General features: G+C 72.3%; 18 protein-coding genes. 9 read left to right on the forward strand and 9 right to left on the reverse strand.

The window, feature by feature from the left end:
- Positions 1 to 3: 3 nt before the first annotated feature.
- From AB0J40_RS20865 to AB0J40_RS20900, 8 genes are read right to left on the reverse strand one after another with little or no spacing between them, the layout of a single operon-like run.
- On the reverse strand, positions 4 to 1,383 hold the full coding sequence (locus tag AB0J40_RS20865; protein WP_364455438.1) for an FAD-binding protein: 1,380 nt from the start codon (positions 1,381 to 1,383) through the stop codon (positions 4 to 6).
- Positions 1,380 to 2,012 (reverse strand): aspartate/glutamate racemase family protein, encoded by a 633-nt coding sequence (locus AB0J40_RS20870; protein WP_364455441.1) that lies wholly within the window; start codon positions 2,010 to 2,012, stop codon positions 1,380 to 1,382. Before AB0J40_RS20870 ends, AB0J40_RS20865 begins: the two co-directional genes overlap by 4 nt.
- A complete protein-coding gene (locus AB0J40_RS20875) occupies positions 2,012 to 3,361 on the reverse strand; it encodes an MmgE/PrpD family protein (protein WP_364455444.1) in 1,350 nt (449 codons plus the stop codon). Before AB0J40_RS20875 ends, AB0J40_RS20870 begins: the two co-directional genes overlap by 1 nt.
- The gene (locus AB0J40_RS20880) at positions 3,358 to 4,059 is read right to left on the reverse strand and encodes an ABC transporter ATP-binding protein (protein WP_364455447.1); all 702 of its coding nucleotides are present in this window, start codon (positions 4,057 to 4,059) and stop codon (positions 3,358 to 3,360) included. Before AB0J40_RS20880 ends, AB0J40_RS20875 begins: the two co-directional genes overlap by 4 nt.
- Positions 4,046 to 4,780, reverse strand: coding sequence for an ABC transporter ATP-binding protein (locus tag AB0J40_RS20885; RefSeq protein WP_364455449.1), 735 nt, complete (start codon positions 4,778 to 4,780; stop codon positions 4,046 to 4,048). The genes AB0J40_RS20880 and AB0J40_RS20885 overlap by 14 nt, the downstream gene beginning before the upstream one ends.
- Positions 4,777 to 5,823 (reverse strand): branched-chain amino acid ABC transporter permease, encoded by a 1,047-nt coding sequence (locus AB0J40_RS20890; protein WP_364455452.1) that lies wholly within the window; start codon positions 5,821 to 5,823, stop codon positions 4,777 to 4,779. The genes AB0J40_RS20885 and AB0J40_RS20890 overlap by 4 nt, the downstream gene beginning before the upstream one ends.
- Complete coding sequence (locus tag AB0J40_RS20895; RefSeq protein ID WP_364455455.1) at positions 5,820 to 6,833, reverse strand: branched-chain amino acid ABC transporter permease; 1,014 nt, start codon at positions 6,831 to 6,833, stop codon at positions 5,820 to 5,822. The genes AB0J40_RS20890 and AB0J40_RS20895 overlap by 4 nt, the downstream gene beginning before the upstream one ends.
- Positions 6,830 to 8,074, reverse strand: a complete 1,245-nt coding sequence (locus AB0J40_RS20900) for an ABC transporter substrate-binding protein (protein ID WP_364455458.1) — start codon at positions 8,072 to 8,074, stop codon at positions 6,830 to 6,832. The genes AB0J40_RS20895 and AB0J40_RS20900 overlap by 4 nt, the downstream gene beginning before the upstream one ends.
- Before the next feature lie 245 nt (positions 8,075 to 8,319).
- Between AB0J40_RS20900 and AB0J40_RS20905 the strand changes: the two genes are divergently transcribed.
- From AB0J40_RS20905 to AB0J40_RS20930, 6 genes are read left to right on the forward strand one after another with little or no spacing between them, the layout of a single operon-like run.
- A complete protein-coding gene (locus tag AB0J40_RS20905) occupies positions 8,320 to 9,507 on the forward strand; it encodes a CoA transferase (RefSeq protein WP_364455460.1) in 1,188 nt (395 codons plus the stop codon).
- Positions 9,504 to 10,319: a CoA ester lyase gene (locus AB0J40_RS20910; protein WP_364455463.1), complete on the forward strand. Its 816-nt coding sequence runs from the start codon at positions 9,504 to 9,506 to the stop codon at positions 10,317 to 10,319. The genes AB0J40_RS20905 and AB0J40_RS20910 overlap by 4 nt, the downstream gene beginning before the upstream one ends.
- Positions 10,316 to 11,137, forward strand: a complete 822-nt coding sequence (locus tag AB0J40_RS20915) for a cyclase family protein (RefSeq protein WP_364455466.1) — start codon at positions 10,316 to 10,318, stop codon at positions 11,135 to 11,137. Before AB0J40_RS20910 ends, AB0J40_RS20915 begins: the two co-directional genes overlap by 4 nt.
- On the forward strand, positions 11,134 to 12,552 hold the full coding sequence (locus AB0J40_RS20920) for an MmgE/PrpD family protein (protein ID WP_364455469.1): 1,419 nt from the start codon (positions 11,134 to 11,136) through the stop codon (positions 12,550 to 12,552). The genes AB0J40_RS20915 and AB0J40_RS20920 overlap by 4 nt, the downstream gene beginning before the upstream one ends.
- Before the next feature lie 34 nt (positions 12,553 to 12,586).
- Positions 12,587 to 13,834: an FAD-dependent monooxygenase gene (locus AB0J40_RS20925; protein ID WP_364455472.1), complete on the forward strand. Its 1,248-nt coding sequence runs from the start codon at positions 12,587 to 12,589 to the stop codon at positions 13,832 to 13,834.
- The gene (locus tag AB0J40_RS20930; protein ID WP_364455475.1) at positions 13,818 to 14,525 is read left to right on the forward strand and encodes a TetR/AcrR family transcriptional regulator; all 708 of its coding nucleotides are present in this window, start codon (positions 13,818 to 13,820) and stop codon (positions 14,523 to 14,525) included. The genes AB0J40_RS20925 and AB0J40_RS20930 overlap by 17 nt, the downstream gene beginning before the upstream one ends.
- Here the strand turns inward: AB0J40_RS20930 and AB0J40_RS20935 are convergent.
- Complete coding sequence (locus tag AB0J40_RS20935) at positions 14,503 to 15,129, reverse strand: TetR/AcrR family transcriptional regulator (protein WP_364455477.1); 627 nt, start codon at positions 15,127 to 15,129, stop codon at positions 14,503 to 14,505. The two genes, AB0J40_RS20930 and AB0J40_RS20935, sit on opposite strands and share 23 nt — an antisense overlap.
- Positions 15,130 to 15,245: 116 nt before the next feature.
- Here AB0J40_RS20935 and AB0J40_RS20940 point away from each other — a divergent pair, with 116 nt between their 5' ends.
- From AB0J40_RS20940 to AB0J40_RS20950, 3 genes are read left to right on the forward strand one after another with little or no spacing between them, the layout of a single operon-like run.
- The gene (locus AB0J40_RS20940; protein ID WP_364455480.1) at positions 15,246 to 16,778 is read left to right on the forward strand and encodes a long-chain fatty acid--CoA ligase; all 1,533 of its coding nucleotides are present in this window, start codon (positions 15,246 to 15,248) and stop codon (positions 16,776 to 16,778) included.
- Between the two features lie 12 nt (positions 16,779 to 16,790).
- Positions 16,791 to 17,783, forward strand: coding sequence for an LLM class flavin-dependent oxidoreductase (locus AB0J40_RS20945; protein WP_364455482.1), 993 nt, complete (start codon positions 16,791 to 16,793; stop codon positions 17,781 to 17,783).
- An 11-nt stretch (positions 17,784 to 17,794) separates the two neighbouring features.
- Complete coding sequence (locus AB0J40_RS20950) at positions 17,795 to 18,550, forward strand: SDR family oxidoreductase (RefSeq protein ID WP_364455485.1); 756 nt, start codon at positions 17,795 to 17,797, stop codon at positions 18,548 to 18,550.
- Positions 18,551 to 18,573 lie beyond the last annotated feature (23 nt).

The following is an 18,573-nucleotide window of genomic DNA, read 5'->3' on the forward strand; positions in this document are numbered from 1 at the left end:
TCCTCAGCTTGCGGTGTTCGAAGTCAGGCGCCGGGCGACGGCGCCGGCGGCCAGGTAGGCCAGCCCGAAGGCGGGCAGCAGCCCGTTGCCGGGCAGGTAGCCGGCGGCGCCGTGGCCGGAGATGCTCGCCGCGGCGCCACCCGCGGCGTACAGCCCGGGGATCGGGCGGTCGTCGTGGTCGACGACCGCGGCGTGCTCGTCGACCAGCAGTCCACCCTGGGTGTGGAACAGCGCGGGCACCACGCGGACGGCGGCGAGGCGGCCGGAAAGCGGGCGCTCCCAATGGGTCCGGCCGTGCTCGTCCGCACCTTCGCCGCGGGCGATCGCGGCCGCCGCGGCGATTTCCGCCTCCAGTGCGTCCGGCGGCAGACCGGTCGCCTCCGCGAGCCCGAGAGCGTCGTCGGCCCACACGAGCGCGCCCGCCGAGACGACGTCCCGGAAGTCCTGGAACGGCTGGCACTGCTCGAAGATCGTCTCGTCGAGGACGATCCAGCCGGTCGACCCGGGCCGCGCGGCCAGCTCGGCCGCGTACTCGGAATAGCCGCGGGTTTCGTCGCCGAAGCGGCGGCCGTCGAGACCGACGAGGAACCCGCCGTGGATGATCGTCGCCCAGCCGACCAGGGTGCCCGCGGAGGCGGACACCGCGCCGTGGCCCTGGTAGGCGTCGAGGAAGCCGGTCGCCGCCCCCAGCTTCTCCCCGATGCGCAGCGCGTCTCCGAGCGACTGGTCGCTCCCCTGGTACAGGGCTCCCGAGATCTCCGGCAGGTGCTGCGCGACGAGGTCCGCGTCGGCACCGAAGCCGTTGGTGGCCAGCAGGACCGCGCGGGTCGGGATCTCCTCCTCGGTCCCGTCGGGGTACCGGACCACGACCGCGCACACACCGTCCACATCGGACAGGATGTCGACGAGCCGGGCGGGCGCGAGCAGCTCGATGTTCTCGTGCTCGGTCACCCGGCGGGCCAGGTGGTCGACGACGCCGGAGCCGTGCCGGCCCGGGATCGTGTGGCAGCGGGGCACGGCGTGGCCGGGGTAGTTGAAGTCCGTCACCAGCGACAGCGGCAGCCCGGCGGAATCGGCGAGCCATTCGACCAGCGGGGCGCTCACCTCGGCCAGGGTGCGGGCCAGGCGCGGGTCGGCCTGGCCGTGTGTCTTGGCCATGATGTCGGCGACGAACCGCTCGGGAGAGTCGTCGACACCCTCTTCGGACTGCCAGCGGGAACCCGCACCGGGGAACATCGCCGTGGACATCGACGTGTTGTTGCCGCGCCGGAAGTGCTCGCTCGCCTCGACGACCAGGACGGAGAGCCCCAGCTCGGCGGCCCGCAGCGCGCCCGCGAGGCCGCCGCCCGCTCCGGCGACGACGAGATCGGGTCCGTCGGTCACGATACCTCCACAGCCAGCAGCCGCAGCGCGAGCCCGGTCGGGTCGACGATGCGCGCGGGCAGGTCGGCGGGCTCGACGTCGACGGCCGAGCAGCCGTTGATGACCGCCGTCGCGCCCAGGGCGGCGAGTTCGCGCACCGCCGTGCCGAGCGCCGCGTTCCACGTGGCGGTCTCGGCGATCGCGGAGAACGGCAGGTCCAGCACGCGCACGCCGGCGAAGTACTCGGTCAGCCGATAGGCGGCGATGCGTTTGGCGAACTCCTCGGCGATGGCCTCGTTGCGCACGACCGCGCCGAACCGCACGCCCTTCGCGGCGAGGTAGGTCGCCGACAGCTTCAGCAGCCCGTGCACCGGCAACGGCGGCTCGGCGACGGCGTCCGGCACCGCCGGGTCCAGCACGCAGTCCGGGAAGGCCAGGTCCCAGCCGTCGCCGGCGGCCACGAGCACGGCGGCGACCTCGCGTTCGGACGCACGCACGGACTCGTCGGTGTCCAAAGTGGCCGGAGCGGCCGGGCCGACGTCACGCAGCTCGATCTCCAGGCCCGGCGGGGCGAGCCGGTCGTAGCGCTCCTGCCGCCGCCGGATCTCGTCGGCCGGCAGGTGGATGGGCGTCACCGCGAGGGCACGCATCAGTTCGGCTCCTTCTCTTCGGTTCCGGCCAGCTCGCGCAGCGCCGCGCCGACGCGGGGCAGGCCGGGCAGCGCGTGGCCCAGCGCGGCGGCACGGCCGACCAGAGGGCCGGGCAGCCACGCTTCGAGCATGCCGACCACAGCGGGCTCGGTCAGCGGACGGTGGTCGGCGTCGCCGACCGGGTTGGGCACTTCGCAGGTCAGCGACGTGCCGTCGGCGAACGCGACCGTGACGCGGGCGGCCCGCTCGTCCGGGAGGCGTGCGGTGAGGTCCGGGGCCTCGACGAGCCGCACCCGGCTCGCCAGCGCCCGCACGTCCGCGTCGCAGAGCGGGCTTTCCGGGCCGATCTCGCCGGTCAGCGCGGCGGTCGCCACCACGAACGGCGTCGAGAACATCGCCGACAGCCGGTTCGACCAGTCCACATCGGACAATCCGGCGCCCAGGGCGTGGGTCTCCACCAGGACGCGGGTGATCTCGCCGGCCCGGAACCCCGGGCGCGAGCGCAGGTCGAGGACGGCGTCGGCGGCCGGGTGCGTGAAGGAGCACGACGCGTGGCGCTTGAAGTAGCCGCGCGTGATGTCCCAGCGGGTACCCAGGTCCGCGGCCAGCTCCCCGGCGTCCAGCGAACCGAGCAGCGTGCCGAGGGAGAGCGCGGCGGTGCCGGTCGTGCGGGCCATGCCGGCGGCCGCCATCCGCGCGGCGGCGAGCCCGGACGTCGCCGAAGCGCCCAGCCAGGCGTTGCGCACCGGGTTGCCCTGGGTGGCCGAGGCGAAGTGCCCGGCGATGCCCAGCCCGGCCGCGGTGTCGATGGCGGCCGCGACCGCGCCGGGCGGGAGCCCGAGCAGCCGCGCGCAGCCGGCCGCCGCCCCGGGGACGCCCCAGCTGCCGTGCGGGTGCGCGCCCGCGCGCAGGGTGGTCGCGCGGCCGAACCGCGCGGCGACCTCGTAGGCGGCCAGCAGCGCCGCCGCCGTGTCCGCGCCGGTGCTGTCCAGCTCGGCCGCCAGCGCCAGCACGGCGGGAAAGCCGTGCGCGGCCGGGTGCCCCTTGGCGTACTTGTGGCCCTCGTCCAGCTCCAGCGAGACGAGTGCGACGCCGTTGAGCCAGGCCGCCGCGTCGGTCGTCACCAGCCGTCCGCCGCCGATCAGCGGTGCCGGGCCGGCCGGCGCGCGCCAGGCGTCCACCAACGCCCGCTGCTCCGGCAGCGAAGCACCCAAAGCGGTGACTCCGACGATGTCGAGCAGGACGAGGGACAGCCGGTCGAGCACCGCGGCCGGCACGCTCGCGACGTCCAGTTCGGCTACCCACGCTCCCAGCGCCGCGGTGGCGGAAGCGGCTTGTTCGGTCTTCACAGTCCCAGGTACGCCTTCCGGACGCGCTGGTCGCCGGCCAGCTCGGCACCGGTGCCCTGCAGGACGGTCGAGCCGCTTTCCAGCACGTACGCGCGGTCGGCGATGGCCAGCGCCTGCTTCGCGTTCTGCTCGACCAGCAGCACCGCCACGCCGTTGTCCCGGATGCGCTGCACCGCCTCCAGCACCGTCCAGGTCAGTTTCGGCGACAGCCCGGTCGAGGGCTCGTCGAGCATCAGCAGCCGCGGCCCGGCCATCAACGCCCGGCCGATGGCGAGCATCTGCTGCTGGCCGCCGCTGAAGGTCTGGGCGAGCTGCGTCCGGCGTTCGGCGAGCACCGGGAACAGCTCGTAAACCTCGTTCAGCGACGAGGCGGCCTGCGCGGGCGTGCGGGTCCACGCGCCCATCCGCAGGTTCTCCTCGACGGTGAGCGTGCCGAACAGCGCCCGGTCCTCGGGGACGTGCACCAGGCCGTCGCGCACCAGCTGGTCCGGACGGCGCCCGGCGGTCGGCGCGCCGTCCAGGGTGACGCGGCCCGAGGACGGCTTGAGCTGCCCGCAGATGCTGCGCAACGTCGTGGTCTTGCCCGCCCCGTTGGCCCCGACGAGCGCGACGATCTCGCCGGCGTCGAGGTGCAGGTCGACGTCGTGCAGGATCCGCATCCGGCCGTACCCGGCGCACACCTTCTCAAGCGTCAGCATGGGTCGGCTCCTCACCGAGGTAGGCGTCGATGACCCGCGGGTCGCTGGTCACCTCGGCGGGCGAGCCGACGGCGAGCACGCGGCCCTGGTCGAGCACGAGGACGCGGTCGGCCAGCCGCATCACCGCGGCCATGATGTGCTCGATGAACACCAGTGTGACGCCCTCCTGCTCGCGCAGGGCGGCGAGCAGGTCGAGCACCGGCTCGCGCTCGGCCGGGACGAGTCCGGCCAGCACCTCGTCGAGCAGCAGGACCTTCGGCCGGGTCGCCAGCGCGCGAGCCAGCTCGAGGCGCTTGAGCCCGGCGGTCGGCAGGTCGGTGGCGTTGCGGTGGGCCCATGGCCCGAGCCCGACGCGCTCCACGACGTCGAGCGTGTGCTCCCGCAGTTTCTTCGCGCTCAGCCGGTGGTGCTGGGCGGCGAGGCCGACGTTCTGCGCCACCGTCATGCTCGCGAACGGCCGCATCAGCTGGAAGGTGCGGACCATGCCGGCCCGCGCGATCCGGTCCGGAGCGCGGCCGGTGACGTCGGCGCCCGCCAGGCGCACCCGGCCGGTGTCCGGGGTCAGCGCGCCCGAGATGACGTTGAACAGGGTGGTCTTGCCCGCGCCGTTGGGCCCGATGACGCCGACGATCTCGCCGTCGGCTACCGACAGGTCCACATCGGACAGTGCGTGCACGCCGCGGAACGCCTTGCCGACGCCGCTCACCTCGACGATGCTCATCGACGCCACCTCGCGGCGAGAGTTCCGACGATCCCCTTGGGCAGCAGCCGGACGATCAGGATCACCAGCACCGCGTACAGCACGACGTCCAGGCCGCTGCGCCCCTGCAGGAAGCTCAGGAACTCCGGCGGGGTGCGCAAAAGTGTCGCGGTGACGTCGGTGAGCGAGCCGATGATGATCGCGCCGACCACCGGACCCCAGACCGTGCCGATGCCGCCGATGACGACGGGCACGATGGCCTGGATCGAGATGGCCGAGCCGAACCCGAGGTCGGGGTTCACGAACAGGTAGTACTGCGTGTAGAAGGCGCCCGCCACGGCGGTGATCGCCGCGGACAGCGCGACCGTCAGCAGCTTGTGCCGCAGCACCGGCGCGCCCAGGGACGCGGCCGCCAGCTCGTCGTCGCGGATCGCGGTGACGTACCGGCCGGCGCGGGAGTGCAGGAAGACGATGCTGACCGCGACCGCCGCGCCGGCCAGCACCAGGGCCACCCAGAAGTACGCGGGCGAGTCGGCCGGGAACTGGATCAGCCACAGCGACGAGTCCTGGATCAGCGGCACGCTGAAGCCGACGGCCTTGTTCGCGAACGCGCTGCTGGTGACGATCAGCCGCAGCATCTCGGCGAACGCGAAGGTGGCCAGCGCGAAGTAAGCGCCCTGGAGCTTGTAGCGGAAGGAGAAGTAACCGACGAGCACGGCCGCCGCGGCGGCCACCGCCATCCCGGCCAGCATCCCGATCCACGGCGACACGTCGTGCTTCACCAGCAGGTACGCGCTGGTGTAGGCGCCGAGGCCGAAGTAGGCGGCGTGGCCGAAGCTGAACATCCCGCCGAAGCCGCTCATGATGTTCCAGCCGACGGCCATCAGCAGGAAGATCAGGATGCGGACGGCGACCGCGCCCTGGGCGGCGGGCAGGATCAGCGGCAGCGGGATCGCGACCAGCACGAGCACCGCGAGGATCGCGAGCTGCTTGTTCTGCGGCCGCAGCGGTGGTGCTTTGACAGTGTTTTCGGAGCCGGTCGGCGCCTCGATCGTGATGCTCACGCGCGCCTCCCGAACAGGCCCTGCGGACGGAGGAACAGCACGAGCAGGAACACCACGAAGACACCCAGCAGCGAGCTTTGGCCGCCGAGGTAGATCGTCGTGAGCTGCTCGACCAGCCCGATCAGCAGGCCGCCGACGAGCGCGCCGACGACGTTGCCCATCCCGCCGAGCACCACGACCACGAACGCCGTGATGTTGAACTGCTCGCCCAGCGTCGGGGTCACCGTGACGAGCGGGCCGGCGAGCACCGCCGCGGCGCCCGCGCAGGCCGTGCCGATGGCGAAGGTGAGGGTGTGCATGCGGCGGACGTTGATACCGACGAGTGACGCGCCGGGTGCGTTCGCGGCGACCGCGCGGATCGCCGTGCCGAGCCGGGTGCGCCGCAGCAGCCAGTACAGCAGCCCGCCGAGCACGACGGCGCCGAGGAACGCGTACAGCCGCGAACCCGCGACGACCGCGCCCAGCAACGGGAACTGGAAGTCGCCGGGCAGGTCGATGGTCTTGGGCTCGGCGCCGAAGAACATCAGCAGCCCGTTCTCCAGCAGCAGCGAAAGGCCGAGCGTGATCAGCAGCTGGTTCTCCAGCGACCCGCCGCCCGCGCCCGACAGCAGTCCACGATGGACGGCCGCGCCGAGCAGGAACAACACGGGCACCGCGACGACGAGCGTCAGGTACGGGTGCAGCCCGGTAGCCTGGATCACCCCGAACGACAGGAACATCGCCACGGTGAGGAACGCGCCGTGGGCGAAGTTGACGATGTCGAGCACGCCGAAGATCAGCGTCAGGCCCATCGCGATCAGGCCGTAGAGCCCGCCGGTCAGGATGCCGGTGACCACCGACTGCCAGACCACCAGGCCGCTGCCCGACTGCACGAGCGCGAGCACGATCGCGACGACGAGGACGGCGGCCACGATGCCGGCGCGGCCCAGGAAACCCCGGTCCGCCTTGGTCTTCCGGTCCGGTGGTGCGGTATCGGGGACGACGGGCGCCCCGGTGTCGAGTTCGGTCATGGTCGCCACGCCACCCTGTAGTCGGGCCGGGATTCGGCTTTTTCGGGGGGATACACCTGCTGGACGCGCCCGTCCAAGACCTGCATCAGGACGGGGAAGGCGTTGCTGTTGTCGCCGTTGGGCGCGAACCGGATCGGCCCTCGGCCCACGGTCAGGGGTGCGACCTGGGACGCGGCGATCGCGTCCCGCACCTTCCGCGGGTCGGTGCTCGCGGCCTGCTCCACGGCGTGCGCGATCACCTGGACCGCGTCGTAGGACAGGACCGCGCCGGTGCGCATCGGGTCGCCGTAGAGCTTCCGGTACTTCTCGCGCAGCGCGACGGTCTCGGGGTTCGTCGCGTCGTAGTGGTAGTTGGTGCTGAAGTAGAGGTTGCCGAGCGCGGCCGCGTCGGCGACGAACTTCGGCTGGTCGTAGGCACCGTTCGAGACACCCCAGACCGCGTTGAGGTCCGGCTTCACCGAGGCGATCGCCTTGGCCGCCAAGAGGCTGTCGCGGTAGTAGCCCGCGACCGCCAGCACGTCCGCGCCCGCCGCCTTGACCTGCGTGACCTGGGCGGTCAGGTCGCTGACGGTGGTGGCGTCGTAACTGATGTCCGGGCCGACCTCGATGCCGAGCTGCTTGGCCGCGGCGGCGAACGCGGTGGCCGCGCCGCTGCCGAAGTCGCTCTGCTCGTGCAGGAACGCCACCTTGCGCACGGGCTTGCCCGCCTGGTCCGACACCGCCTTCAGGTACTGGGCGGCGGCCGTCGCGATCGCCTTGCTGCCCGGCTGCACCCGGAACGAGTACCGGTAGCCGTGGGAAAAGATCGCGTCGGAGGCGGTCACGTCCATCACGAACGGGACCCGGTTGCGTTCGGCGACGACGGCGACGTTGGTGCTCACCGCGCTCTGGTAGGTGCCGACCAGGCTGACCGCGCCGGCCGAGATCAGCCGCTGGGCCTCGCTCTGCCCGATGTCGGCCTTGCCCTGCGTGTCCCCCGTGAGCAGCTCGACCTTCCGGCCGCCGAGCGACTTGATGCCGCCGGCCGCGTTGATCGCGTCGACCGCCAGCTGCGCGCCACGGCGCATCTGCAGGCCGTCGACCGCGTTCGAGCCGCTGACCGGGTGCAGCGCCCCGATCTTGACCGGGCCCTCGTCCCGCCCCGCGGCGGCGCCCCCCGCCCCCATCGGGGCCGATCCCCCGCACCCGGTCACGAGCAGGGCCAGCGCCCCGAGCCCCGCGACGAGCATTCGTGCGGACATGTCACCTCTTCCCTTCGGCAGGGCCGCCGTTCCGCTAAGCGAAACGCCAGGTTTGTTGCCGGTCATCGTGACACCCGGCCCGACGCCAGGTCAACATCTGCGCATAACTTGACGGACACGTGCGATCAGTGCGAACTTGGGAAACACCGAAGGACGTCGCTACGAAACCGGACGTTCACAAGTGTTCCTCCCGGCGAAACGATGGTCCGCCTCCGCTCGCCGGACGAGAAAGGCAGGTAAGCCCCATGACGGGCGCTTTGTCCGGGATCCGGGTGCTCGACACCGCCACCCTGTTCGCCGGCCCGCTGGCCGCGACCCTGCTGGGCGACTACGGCGCCGAGGTCATCAAGATCGAGCACCCGAACGGCGACCCGGTCCGCAGCCACGGCGCGCAGCGCGACGGCGTCGGCCTCTGGTGGAAGATGCTCGGCCGCGGCAAGAAGGCGATCACCCTCTACCTCGGCTCCCCCGAGGGCCAGGAGATCTTCAAGAAGCTGGTGGCCGACGCCGACGTCGTCGTGGAGAACTTCCGGCCCGGCACGCTGGAGCGCTGGGGCCTCGGCTACGACGAGCTCAGCAGGATCAACCCCGGCCTGGTGCTCACCCGCGTGACCGGGTTCGGGCAGATCGGCCCGTACGCCAAACGGCCCGGGTTCGGCACGCTCGCCGAGGCGATGAGCGGGTTCGCCGCGATCACCGGCGAGCCGGACGGCCCGCCGACGCTGCCGCCGTTCGGGCTCGCCGACGGGATCGCCGCGCTCACCACCGCCTACGCCGTGATGACCGCTTTGCGGGCCCGGGAACAGACCGGCCGCGGCCAGGTCGTCGACCTCGCCATCATCGAGCCGATCCTGACCCTGCTCGGCCCGCAGATCATCGCCTACGACCAGCTCGGCACGCTGCAGCCGCGCACCGGCAACCGGTCCACGAACAACGCGCCGCGCAACACCTACCGCACCCGCGACGGCAGCTGGGTCGCCATCTCCACCAGCGCGCAGTCGATCGCCGAGCGCGTGCTGCGGCTGGTCGGGCGCCCCGAACTGATCGACGAGCCGTGGTTCGCCAGCGGCGCCGAGCGCGCGCAGCACGCCGACCTGCTCGACGACGCCGTCGGCTCGTGGATCGCCGACCGCGACCGGGACGAGGTCGTCAAGGCGTTCGAGGAGGCCCAGGCCGCCGTCGCGCCGATCTACACCGCCGCCGACGTCATGACCGACCCGCAGTTCGCGGCGCTGGGCACCATCGCCACGGTCGACGACGAAGAGCTCGGGCCGGTGAAGATGCAGAACGTGCTCTTCCGGCTGTCCGAGACGCCCGGGCGGCTCACGAGCGCCGGGGCGCCGCTCGGCGCACACACCGCCGAAGTCCTCGGCGGTCTCGGCCTCGGCGAGCCGGAACTGGCCGCCCTGCGCGAAAAAGGCGTGATCAAGTGATCCCGCGCAGCTGGCTCTACGTCCCCGGCGACCGGCCGGACCGGATCAGGAAGGCCCTCGAAGGCCCGGCGGACGCGGTGATCATCGACCTCGAGGACGCCGTCGCCGCGGCCGCGAAGGACGAGGCGCGGCGGAACGCGGTGTCCGCTTTGGACGGTGGCGCGACCGCGTACGTCCGGATCAACGCGCCCGGCACCCCGGCCGGAGAAGCCGACATCAAGGCAGTGCGCGGGGCCGCGGGCGTCCGCGTGCCGAAGTGCGAGGACCCGGGTGAGGTGCGCCGGGTCGCCGACGCGCTCGGCGTCCCCGTGTACCCGGTGCTGGAATCCGCGCTGGGCGTGGAAAACGCCCTGGACATCGCCACCGCGCACCCGCTCGTCGCCGGAATCTCGCTCGGTGAAGCCGACCTCGCCGCGGATCTGCGCGTCGCCGGTGGGGACGCGCTGGCCTGGCCGCGGTCGCGGGTCGTCGTCGCCGCGCGGGCGGCCGGGCTGCCGAGCCCGGTGCAGAGCGTCTGGACCGCCGTGCGCGACCTCGACGGCCTGCGCGCCAGCACCGAAGCCGGGCGGGCGGCCGGGTTCTTCGGCCGGTCGGTGATCCACCCCGCCCAGATCCCCGTGGTGCACGAGGTGTGCGCGCCCGACCCGGGGGAAACCGCCTGGGCGAGCGACCTGCTCGACCACCTCGAAACGACCGGCTCGGCGGCCTGGATCGACCGCCACGGACAGTTCGTCGACGCCGCGATCGTGGCGCGCGCCCGCTGGGTGCTCGCGATCGCGGGCTCGGAAGCAAAGGAAGGCCAGCACTCATGACGCGTCCCCAGGATCCGCTGCTGTCGGCGGTCGCCGGCGGGGTCCGGCTGATCGAGCTCGGGCAGCCGTTCTTCACCGGCATGCCCTGCTCGCCGAACCACCCCGGGTTCCGGATGACCCTGATCCGCCGCCACGGCGACATGCGCCGCCCGGACGGCGGGTCGGCCGCCAACGAGATCATCGTGACCGGCGGGCACGTCGGCACCCACATCGACGCGCTCTCGCACGTCAGCCACGACGGCAGGCTGCACGGCGACGTCGACGCCGCCGAGGCCCAGCAGGGCGGCGTGTTCCGCACGCACGGCGCGGAAAACCTGCCCGGTCTGCTGCGGCGGGCGGTCCTCCTGGACGTCGCCGCCGTCCACGGTGTCCCCACGCTGGAGCCGGGCTACGGCGTCACGGCCGAGGACCTCGACGCGGCGGCGAAGCGGGCAGGCACCGAGCCGGGCCCCGGCGACGTCGCGCTGATCCGCACCGGCTGGGCGCGGAGGTTCGACGACGCTGTTTCCTACCTGGGCAAGGAAACCGGTGTCCCCGGCGCGACGGAATCGGCGGCGGAGTGGCTGGCGGCGCGGGGGGTCGTCGCGACCGGCGCGGACACCACGGCCTACGAGCAGATCCCGGCCGGCGCCGGGCACGCGGTGCTGCCGGTGCACCGAATCCTCCTGGTGGAGTCGGGCATCTTCATCATGGAGCACCTGAACCTGGAGGCCGTGGCCGAGGAAGGCGTGCACGAGTTCGTGTTCGTGCTGGCGCCGCTGCGGATCGTCGGCGGCACCGGCTCCCCCGTGCGTCCCCTCGCGGCGGTGAGCGCATGAGCGCCACGATCGTGCAGCAACTGGCCGCGTTCGCCGCGTCGGTGCGGGCCAAGGGACTGCCGCCGGAGCTGCGGGACGACGCCGCCCGGCGTGTCCTCGACGTCCTGGGCAACAGCCTGGCGGCCACGGCCGAGCGGCCCGCCGTGGCCGTCGGCGCGCTGGTCCGTGAGTGGGGCGGCGACGGCCGGGCGACGGCGATCGGCACCGGCGACCGGCTGCCCGAGCCGAGCGCGGCCCTGCTCAACGGCACCCTCGCGCACTCGCTCGACTTCGACGACACCCACCTGCCGTCGGTGCTGCACCCGTCGGCGTCCGTGGTGCCGGCGGCACTGGCCGTGGCGGAGGCCCGCGGCGCGACGGGCGCCCAGCTACTGGACGCGATCGGCGTCGGCGTGGAGATCACGGTCCGGCTCGGCATGGCGGGCTACGACGAGGAACTGGGCAACTCGGTGTTCTTCGAACGCGGCCTGCACGCGACGGCGATCTGCGGCGCGCTCGGCGCGGCGGCGGCCGCGGCCATGCTGTCCGATGTGGACGAGGCGGGGATCGCCGACGCGCTGGGCATCGCCGCCAGCATGGGGTCCGGGCTGCTGGAGGCCAACCGCACCGGCGGCACGGTGAAACGGGTCCACTGCGGCTGGGCGGCCCACGGGGCGGTGACGGCGGCGGGCATGGCGCGGCACGGCATCACGGGACCGCCCACGGTACTGGAGGGCCGCTTCGGCCTGCTGCAGGCGTTCTGCGGCGACCAGTCCGATGTGGACGCGATCGTCGACGGCCTGGGCGAGCGGTGGGAACTGCCGGGGATCTTCTTCAAGCCCTACCCCTGCAACCACTTCACCCACGCGGGGATCGACGCGGCCCGGCGGCTGCGGTCCCGCGGCGTCGACCCGGCGGAGATCTCGCAGATCGAGCTGGGCGCGCCGACGGCGGTGCTGCGGACGATCGGCGAACCACGGGAGGCGAAGATCCGGCCGCGGTCCGGCTACCACGCGGCGTTCTCGGGCCCGTACACGGTGGCGGCCGGCCTCCTGGGCGGCGGCGGGCTCGGCGTCTTCCACGACGACTTCACCGACTCGGCGGCGGCGGACCCGGCGCGGCTGGCGCTGGCGGCGAAGGTGCGCTGCGTGCCGGACGCCCGCTGCGACGAGATCTTCCCCCACCAGTTCCCGGCGGTCCTCCGGGTGCGGCTGCGGGACGGTACCGAGCTGGAGGAGCGCGTCGACGCCAACCGGGGCGGGCCGCAGAACCCGCTGTCGGCCGACGAGCTGGCGACGAAGTTCCGCCTGAACGCGGCGCGGGTGCTGCCGGAGGAGATCGGCAAGCGGATCACGGAGCTTACCTACGGGCTCGCGGAGCTGGGTGACCTGGCGGAGCTGACCGAGTTGTTGAGGGTGACCCGGACCACAAACTGACCAACTGAACGATTTGGTCAGTACGGTTGGCAGCATGACGGACCACAAGACCGGCCGGGTGCTCGTCGTCGGGATGGGCGTGAGCGGGCTCGCCACGGCGGGCCGGCTGCACGCCGCGGGCTGGACCCCAGTACTCGTCGAACGAGCGCCCGCCCGGCGCTCCGGCGGCTACTTCGTCGCGCTGTTCGGGGCGGGCAAGGCGGCCGCGCGCCGGCTCGGCATCGACGGTTCCCTGCACGACCGCGCCGGCGACCGGCCGCCGCTGACCCTCGACCGGCACGGGCGTGTCCGAGCCGGTGCCGGGCTCGCCGACCTGCCGGGCAAGCCGTGGCTGATGCTGCGCGGCGACGCGGAAAAAGCCGCGTACTCGGCGCTTCCGGACGACGTGGAGATCCGGTACTCGACCGTCCCCACCGCGATCGAACAGGACGACGACGGCGTCGACGTCACCTTGCGGGACACCGCGGCCGGCACCTCGGTCACCGAGCGGTTCGACCTCGTCGTCGGCGCGGACGGCCTGCGCTCGACCGTCCGGTCGCTGGTGTTCGGGCCGCACGCCGAGCACCTGCACCGGCTCGGTTACGTGGTCGCCGCGTTCGAGTACGACGGGACGCCCGCCGGTCTCGCCCCCGGCCAGGGCGCGACGCTGCTCGAACCGGGCCGCTCGATGTGGGTGTTCGCCTTCGCCGACCACAACCCGACGATCATGCTGACCTACCGCGCCGACGACGTCGACGCCGAGTTCGGCGAGCCGCCCGCCCGGCGGCTGCGGGCCGCGTTCGGCCCCGAGCCGCTGGGCCGCACGCTCGCCGACGTCCTCGACCACCTCGAGACGACCGGCGAGGTCCTGTTCGACTCGGTGGAACAGGTACGGATGCCGCGGTGGCACCGCGGGCGCGTCGTGCTCGTCGGCGACTCCGCCTGGTGCGTCACCCTCTACGCGGGCATGGGGGTCTCGGCCGGGCTGACCGGCGCCGATCTGCTCGGCGCGATGCTCGAACGCCACGACGACCTCGAGACCGCGCTGACCGCGTGGGAACGCGCGCTGCGGCCCTACCTCGACCACTACCAGGACGGCGCGTTCGCCGACCGCAAGATCTTCATGGCCGACACCCGGCTGGAGGTCCGGCTCCGGCGGGTCCTGCCGAAACTGGGCCGGACGAAGCTGGGCGGCCGCCTGCTGCGGCGGATGATGCGGGTGGACGACATCGAGCGGTTCAAGAACGCCGATATCGTCGCGGGCAGCACCGACGAGAGGACGAGCGTTGCCGGACCTGCCTGAACACAGCTCGCCCAAGGCGGCGCGCATCCTCGCCGCCGCGGGCGAGCTGCTGCTCGGCCGCGGCAGCAAGGGCGTCACGATCGCCGACGTCGCCGCGAAGGCCCACATCGGCAAGGGCACCGTCTACCTGTACTGGAAGACCAAGGAAGACCTGCTGCTCGGCCTGATCTGCCGCGACTTCCTGGCGCTGGCCGACGACGTCACCGAAGCGGTCACCGCCGACCCGGACCTCGCCCGCCCGTCCCGGCTGCTGCCCCACATGCTGCGGACGGCGTCCCGGCACCCGTTCGTCAGCGCCCTGCGCGGCGGCGACGACGGCCTCCTCGGCGCCCTCGCCGAGGACCCGCGCTCGGCCGCACTGCTCGACGCGCTCGGGCCGGACGCGGTGATGTACGACGTGCTGCCGATCTGGCGGCGCCACGACCTGGCCCGCACCGATTGGGCGCTCGACGAGCAGGCGATGGCGCTGCACGCCCTGCTCACCGGGTTCCTCGTGCTGACCACCGAAGGCCGGTTCCGCCCGGGGGCGACCGCCCCGGACACGGCGTTCGCCGCCGCGGTCACGGCCTTGCTCGGTCCGGAGCGCGCCACGGCGGACCAGGTGCGGGCCACGGCGGCCGAGGGGCTGCGGTCACTGGCCGAAGGCCGCGCGACGGCGCTGGAGCTGATCAGCCGGCCGACGCTCGGCTGACCAGGCGCGGGAACAGCTCGCGGACGCCGCGCCGGAAATCGTCCAGCGCTTCGGGCGTCTCGGAAAGGTGGCGCAGCAAGGCTTGCTGGAACAAGCCGTCGAACAGCGCGTACGCCTCCGAAGGCGAGCAGTTCGGCTCGGCACCGGCCAGTTCGGCGTACGCCGAGACGTTGCGCCAGATCATCTCCTGGAGGCCCTCGTCGATCTCGGCGACGTCGGCGCGGAACGCCTCCTCGAACATCGACTGCGTGCGCAGGTCGTACCAGAGCCGGTGCATGAGCGGGGCTTCCTCGAGCGCCGCCGCCAGCCCGTCGGCGCACGCCGCGGCGAGGGCCGACGGCGTGTCCGCGGCTCCGACCCCGCCTTCGTACCGCTGGACGCACGCCTCCTTGTAGCGGCGCACGCAGTAGGTGATCAGCTCGACCTTGTCGGCGAAGTAGTAGTGCAGCAGCCCGTGCGAGAACTTCGTGTGCTCGGCGATCGTGCGCAGGCTCGTGCGGGCGTAGCCGAGGTCGGCCAGCGCGAGCAACGCCGCGTCGGCCAGTTCCCGGCGGCGGTCCTCGAACTTGTCGACTCGGCGCCTCACGGCGGCTGCGCTGGTCACCGGCCGAACATACCATCGAGCGCTTCTCTGACCAATCGTCCAAGAAAATCTTGACATTCGTCCAAACGGCGGCCAAGGTCGTCACCAGCCGCCGGCGGAGTTCGGGAGGGACGACGATGTCTCTGTTCTTCTACCTGGAAAAAGGCGCCTCCCTGGACCCCGGGGCGCCCTGCCTCACCCTCGACGGGGTCTCCCGCTCCTACGGCGAAGTGGTCGAGCTCGCCGAGGCCGTCGCCCGCGCCCTACGCCGGTCGGGGGTGGCGCCCGGCGACAAGGTCGGCATCCTCTCGGCCAACGACCCGACGGCGTTCACCTGTGTCTTCGGCATCTCCCGGGCGGGCGCGGTCTGGTGCCCGATCAACCCGCGCAACGCCGCCGGCGAGAACGCCGAGCTGCTGGACCTCTTCGACTGCACCACCCTGATCTTCCAGCCCGCCTTCGAGGACCTGGTCGGCAAGATCGCCCCGCGGCTGCCGAAGCTGACCACGCTCGTCCGGCTCGGTGACGGCGACGGCTTCGCCCCGGGCTTCGACGACTGGCTCGGCCAGGCGAAGGACGACCCGTCCGCCGCGGCCGCCCCGCCCGGCGACGTCGTCGCGCTCGTCGGCACCGGCGGCACCACCGGCCGCCCCAAGGGCGTCATGCTGACCGACCGCAACCTCGAGGTGATGTCGGCGATCACGCTGATGAGCTATCCCTTCGAGGGGCGGCCGGTGTACCTGGCGCTGGCGCCGCTGACCCACGCGGCCGGCGTCCTGTGCTTCCCGGTCCTCGCCCGCGGCGGCGAGGTCGTGATCATGCCCAAGCCCGACGTCGGCCGGTTCCTGGAGCTGATCGAACGCCACCGCGTCACCCACACGTTCCTGCCGCCGACGCTCATCTACCTGGTGCTCGGCCACGAGGCACTGGACACCACGGACCTGTCGTCGCTGCAGTGCTTCTGGTACGGCGCGGCGCCGATGTCGACCGCCCGGCTGACCGAAGCCCTCGACCGGATCGGGCCGATGGCCCAGCTCTTCGGCCAGTCCGAGGCCCCGATGATGATCTCGACGATGTCGCCGGCCGAGCACCGGCACCCCGACGGCACCGTCCACACCGGACGGCTGTCCTCGGCCGGCCGTCCGTCGCCGCTGGTCACCGTGGCGATCCTGGACGCCGCCGGAAACCCGCTCCCGCGAGGGGAACGCGGCGAGATCTGCGTGCGCGGCTCGCTGGTGATGGCCGGCTACTACCGCAACCCGGAGGCCACGGCGGAGGCGTCCGCCCACGGCTGGCACCACACCGGTGATATCGGCTTCCTCGACGGCGAGGGCTTCCTCCACATCGTCGACCGCGCCAAGGACATGGTCATCACCGGCGGGTTCAACGTCTACTCCGCCGAGGTGGAGCAGGCCGTGATGGCCCACGACGCCGTCCGCGACTGCGCCGTGATCGGCCTGCCCGACGACAAGTGGGGCGAGCGCGTCACCGCGGTCGTCCAGCTGAGACCGGGCGCCGACCTGGACACCGGCGAGCTGATCGCGTTCGTCAAGGACCGCATCGGCAGCGTCAAGGCGCCCAAGCAGGTCGAAGTGTGGCCCGAGCTCCCGCGGTCCACTGTCGGCAAGGTCCTCAAGGCCGAGATCCGCACCTCCCTCACCGCCAGCTGAAAGGGAACACCCATGAAACTCGCCCTCTACCTGCCGAACTTCCGCGACAAGGTGACCGTGCCGGAACTCGAGGACCTCACCGCCCTCGCCGAGGACCTCGACTTCGACTCCGTCTGGACGCTCGACCGGATCATCGTGCCGGAGACGTCGGACACCGAGGAGATGCAGTACGCCTTCGGCATGATCGACGGCTTCCCCAAGGGGCTCCCGGTGAGCTCGCGCGGCGAGTTCCTGCAGGGCATGCCGCTCATCCCCTGGCTCGCGGCCAAGACGTCGAAGGTGCGGATCGGGATGAGCATCATCGACACGCCCTACCGCTCCCCCGGCGTCCTCGCCGCGGAGCTGGCGACCATCGACCACCTGTCGGGCGGCAGGCTCAACGTCGCCGTCGGCTCCGGCTGGATGCCCGAGGAGTTCGCCGCCGCGAGCGCGTCGCACATCTTCCCGAAGCGGCACAAGCACGTCCGCGAAACCCTGGAGATCATGCAGGGCATCTGGACCAACGACCTGTTCGAGTACCACGGCGAGTTCGCCGACTTCCAGCGCAGCGGGTTCGGCGCGAAGCCGGTGCAGAAGCCGCACCCGCCGATCTTCTTCAGCGGGCTCAAGGACCCCAAGCGCTCGGCGAGCCGGATCGCGAAGTACGGCCTGTCGGGCTGGATCGGCATCCAGGACTCGCCCGACGACATCCGGAAGTGGCGCACCGAGATCCAGCGCGAGCTGGACGCCCTCGACACGCCGCGCTCGGTCGACGACCTGGAGATCGCCAGCATGATCTGGTTCGTCATCACCGACCAGGACATGGACCAGTCGCCGATGGGCAAGGGCACCAACCTGCTCGTGGGCTCGGCGGCGCAGATCACCGACCAGCTGAAGCGGTACCGCGAAGCCGGGTTGACGATGCCGTTCCTGTGGCCGCCCTTCCAGGACGTGCCGGTGGCGAAGACACTCGACGACATGAAGCGGCTGAAGGAAGAAATCCTGCCCAAGATCGAAGCGATGTGAGAGGAACCAGCATGTCCGAACTCGAGGGAAAGCGCGTCTTCGTCACCGGCTCCGGCGCAGGCATCGGCAAGGCGATCGCGGCGCTGTTCACCGAACGCGGCGCGAAGGTCGTCATCAGCGACCTGAACGCCGACGCGGCCAAGCAGGCGGCCGACGAAATCGGCGCGGCCGGCGTCGCCAACTGCGACGTCACCGACGAAGCCCAGGTCCAGGCGGCCATCCAGCAGGCGGTCGACCTCCTCGGCGGCCTCGACGTCCTGGTCAACAACGCCGGCATCGAGGTGTCGTCGCCGCTGCTGCAGCAGTCGACGGAGAGCTTCGACAAGATCTTCGCGGTCAACGTGCGCGGCACGTTCGTGGCGATGAAGGCGGCGACCCCGCACCTGGTGGAGTCGAAGGGCAACATCGTCAACATCGCGTCGATCGCGGGCATCGGCGGCAGCCCGCTGCTCGGGTCGTACTGCGCGACGAAGGCCGCGGTCATCCAGCTGACCCGCGTCGCGGCGGTCGAGATGCGGCCGGCGGGCATCCGGGTCAACGCGGTGTGCCCGGGCTTCGCGGACACGGCCATGGTCGAGCGCCTGGTCCCCGACTTCGAGGCGGCGACCCAGGTCCCGTTCGGCGACCTGGTCGCGGCGAAGCAGGGCCGGCTGGGCACGCCGCAGGACATCGCGGAGGTGGCGGCGTTCCTGGCGTCCGACCGCGCGACCTGGATCACCGGCAGCCACTACGTCCTCGACGGCGGCCTGACGGCGTCGCTGGTGTGAGGAACCGGCCGGCGGGCCATGCC

The organism is Amycolatopsis sp. NPDC049691 (assembly GCF_040675005.1).
Lineage (GTDB): Bacteria > Actinomycetota > Actinomycetes > Mycobacteriales > Pseudonocardiaceae > Amycolatopsis.